3 protein-coding genes are annotated in these 3,164 nt (G+C 60.0%); 1 reads left to right on the top strand and 2 read right to left on the bottom strand.

Going from position 1 to position 3,164, the window contains the following annotated elements:
- Window positions 1-538, bottom strand: a 538-nt coding sequence (locus tag ABW043_RS01740) for a TetR/AcrR family transcriptional regulator (RefSeq protein ID WP_353919522.1), incomplete at its 3' end; no start/stop codon positions are given.
- Window positions 539-673: 135 nt separating this feature from the next.
- Here ABW043_RS01740 and ABW043_RS01735 point away from each other — a divergent pair.
- The gene (locus ABW043_RS01735) at window positions 674-1,642 is read left to right on the top strand and encodes an SDR family NAD(P)-dependent oxidoreductase (RefSeq protein WP_353919521.1); all 969 of its coding nucleotides are present in this window, start codon (window positions 674-676) and stop codon (window positions 1,640-1,642) included.
- A 115-nt stretch (window positions 1,643-1,757) separates the two neighbouring features.
- On the opposite strand, the gene ABW043_RS01730 is transcribed toward ABW043_RS01735, so the two are convergent.
- The gene (locus ABW043_RS01730) at window positions 1,758-2,441 is read right to left on the bottom strand and encodes a c-type cytochrome (RefSeq protein ID WP_353919520.1); all 684 of its coding nucleotides are present in this window, start codon (window positions 2,439-2,441) and stop codon (window positions 1,758-1,760) included.
- Window positions 2,442-3,164: the final 723 nt, after the last annotated feature.

Genomic DNA, 3,164 nt, shown 5'->3' with positions numbered 1-3,164 from the left:
GCTTAGCGGCGCGCCTGTCGGTGGGCGCACCAAGCGTCGCGACACCAGCTAGCGCCCGCAGAAGGTCGAGGGGATCGATCGGAAGGCGGATGTCGCCGCTGGAAACGGCATTATCGGCCAGCATCGTGATGGCGTTTTTGGTTTGGACACCGCTCGCCGCGTAAAGGTGAGATGGTCCTCCGACGATCGAGTTCATGACCTCCGACATGCCATGCTTGGCTTCCATGTAATCGACGAACACCAGCAGCCATTCTCGCAGCGCCTTGACGGGCGGATGCTTTTGGGCGAGGCGGCTGGCTGCCTCCGCGAGCTGCTCCGTCTCATTGCGGTAGACGGCCTCGATAAGCTCGTCACGGGTGGGGAAGTGCCGGTAGAGCGTTCCGATGCCAACGCCGGCCGCCGTTGCGATTTCCTCGAGACTTGCGGCTGAGCCTTTGGCGGCGAAAGCTGCTTTGGCAGCTTCGAGAAGGCGAATTCGGTTGCGCGCGGCGTCGGCCCGGCCCTTTCGCACAACCGGCGATTTGCCCCTAACGCTCACTGTGACATCGCCCCTTGATAAACGGAGGTAACCTCCGTATATAACCGGAGGCATCCTCCTTTTATCCCATGCGAGGCCGGTCGGCAATGCCTCTTGGCCGAAGGAGTGGTGCGTCCATTGATGAAGGAGAAAGCCATGGCCAGTTCTTTCGGGGCAACGTCGACCACCGATGATGTGCTTCAGGGAATCGATCTTAGCGGAAAGCGTGTGCTCGTTACGGGCGTATCGGCCGGTCTCGGCATCGAGACGGCTCGAGCTCTTGTCGCGCACGGGGCGGATGTCGTCGGTGCCGCCCGCGATCTCGCCAAAGCAAAGCGAGCGACATCACACGTCCCGGCGGAAGCCGGTAAGGGCGGCAGCTTTCAATTGGTGGAGTTGGATCTTGCATCCCTCAAAAGCGTGCGCGCCTGCGCGGCCGCTCTGATCGCCCAGGGCCTGCCATTCGATGTGGTGATCGCCAATGCCGGCGTGATGAGAACGCCCTTTGGGCATACCGAGGATGGCTTCGAGACGCAATTCGGCACCAACCATCTCGGACATTTCGTTTTCGTCAATCGCATCGCATCCCTCATCGCCCCCGGCGGTCGCTTCGTAAGTGTATCGTCGGCAGGCCATCGCTATTCGGATGTCGATCTCGACGACCCGGGTTTCGAACGCACGCCTTACGATCCGATGATCGCCTATGGTCGGTCAAAGACCGCCAACATCCTGTTCGCGGTCGAATTCGATCGCCGACACAAAGCTCAAGGCGTGAGAGCGACGGCGTTGCATCCCGGAGGCATCATGACCGAACTTGGGCGGCACATGCAGCCCGGCGAGATCGATGCGCTATTAGCCCAGGTCAATGCGCAGCAGGCCGCCGCAGGCAAACCGCCATACCAACTGAAGACGATCCAGCAGGGCGCGGCGACCTCCGTATGGGCGGGCTTCGTCGGACCGGCCGACGACGTCGGCGGCCGCTATTGTGAGAACTGCCATGTGTCTGACGTGACGGAGGGTCCGATCACAGCGGCGAGCGAAGGTGTTCGCCCGTATGCGCTCAACGCCGAGCACGCCAAGGCGCTGTGGGCGAAGAGCGAAGAGATGGTCGGCGAGCGTTTCTAGGGGCGTTCGTGAAGGCGGTAGCCGCTAAAAAAGGGAGGCAAATGGTGCCTCCCTTGTGTCGTTCAAATGTCAGACCGTCGATGCCCCGCCGAGTTGATCCGCGGCGGGCAAGCCATTAGCGTTCGCTGATCGATGGCACCTTAGGAGGCAGGCTGGCAAGGTAGGCAGCCAAAGGCTTCAGCTGGTCCTCATTCAACGATTTCATCAGGGCCGACATGGCTGGGAAATTGGCGCGCTCTCCAGTGTGGAAGTCCGTCATGGTCTTCAGCAGATAATCTTCCGACTGGCCACGGAGGCTCGGCCGGACGTAGTCGCCCTGGAAGTGATCCTGGTGGCAATCGCGGCAATTCAATTGGTTGATGACGGCGAGCGCCTTGCTCACGACGTCGGCCGGCGGGGCGGGCTGCTCCTGAGTCGGCCACTGCTTCTTGGAGAAGTACGAAGCCAGCTCTTCCATATCGGTCTTGCTAAGAGAGTCGACGATGGCCGCCATCGTCTCATTCTTGCGGTGGCCGGTCTTGAAGTCGTGAAGCTCTTTGAGCAGGTATTCGCGGCGCTGCCCCCAGATCACGGGGATCGTCTTGTCCATGGGCACACCGTTTTCGCCGTGGCACCCGGAACAAACCTGAGCGGCCTCTTCGACCGAATCGGCGCGCGCGGCATCCGGCGCCAAAGCCAACGCCCCCGCCAGGAGCACTGCGCTCAGGGCTACCAATTTCAAAGCGCTGGAGAAAAACAATCCATGGCCCAAGTCGCGAAGCGCACTGGGATATTTTGGATCGCGACTGGAAGCTATCATGATATTGGCATCCCCCCTCATCGGTTCTTCGACCTCTTTTTTTGGTCCTTGGAGTTTCGATATAATGCCAAGTCATAACCTTGTTCCGCGTTGAAGCGAACTGGGAAAAAGATCCTCTGCGCCAAATATCTGAGGGCTGTGGTTGAGAGCCGATTCCGAGGTCTGCGTCCCGGTTTTTGGTGAATAGCCCATCAGATTGCCCGCCACTCCGCCAGTTCTGGTTGCGGCCGGACCCGGCACACGCCTTGCAGTTCGGAACCACGGGCCATGGAAGGGTGTTCGGACTGTTATGCAACGAGACAATGTCATTTGGGTCGATTTTCGCCTATCGAAGAGCATTCGAGACGGGCAGCTTTTATCGTTTAGGGAACGGATGAGGGCGCGCTCGACCCGTACACGCGATCATATCGAGGCGTCCAAAAACGCGCTCGAGGCGGTCAAACAAATGCTGAATGATAGCGCGAGAGACCCTGACGCGCGTTGTTGAGCGGTGAGTTGGGACTTCGTTGAAAGATAACATCGTACCCTGAGCGCGGTCGGCAGAAAGCCGCGGACGCTTTGCTCAGGAGAAACGCAAATGGGGATCGATTTCTGGGTCGCAGTCGGGGTTGTGATTGCGACAGCCGCCACGGACGCGGCCTATGTCATGTTCACGGCATCGGTCGTAGCGAGGCGGCCATTAGCGGCCGCCAACTGGAGCGGTGTTTGGTACATGCTTTCGTC

The organism is Devosia sp. (assembly GCF_040509215.1).
GTDB lineage: Bacteria > Pseudomonadota > Alphaproteobacteria > Rhizobiales > Devosiaceae > Devosia.
Note: the sequence above shows the minus strand (reverse complement) of the source record. Positions and strands in the feature narration are given on the sequence as shown.

Coding starts and splice junctions, on each gene's coding strand:
- ABW043_RS01735 (WP_353919521.1), top strand. CDS start 674: ATGGCCAGTTCTTTCGGGGCAACGTCGACCACCGATGATGTGCTTCAG.
- ABW043_RS01730 (WP_353919520.1), bottom strand. CDS start 2,441: ATGATAGCTTCCAGTCGCGATCCAAAATATCCCAGTGCGCTTCGCGAC.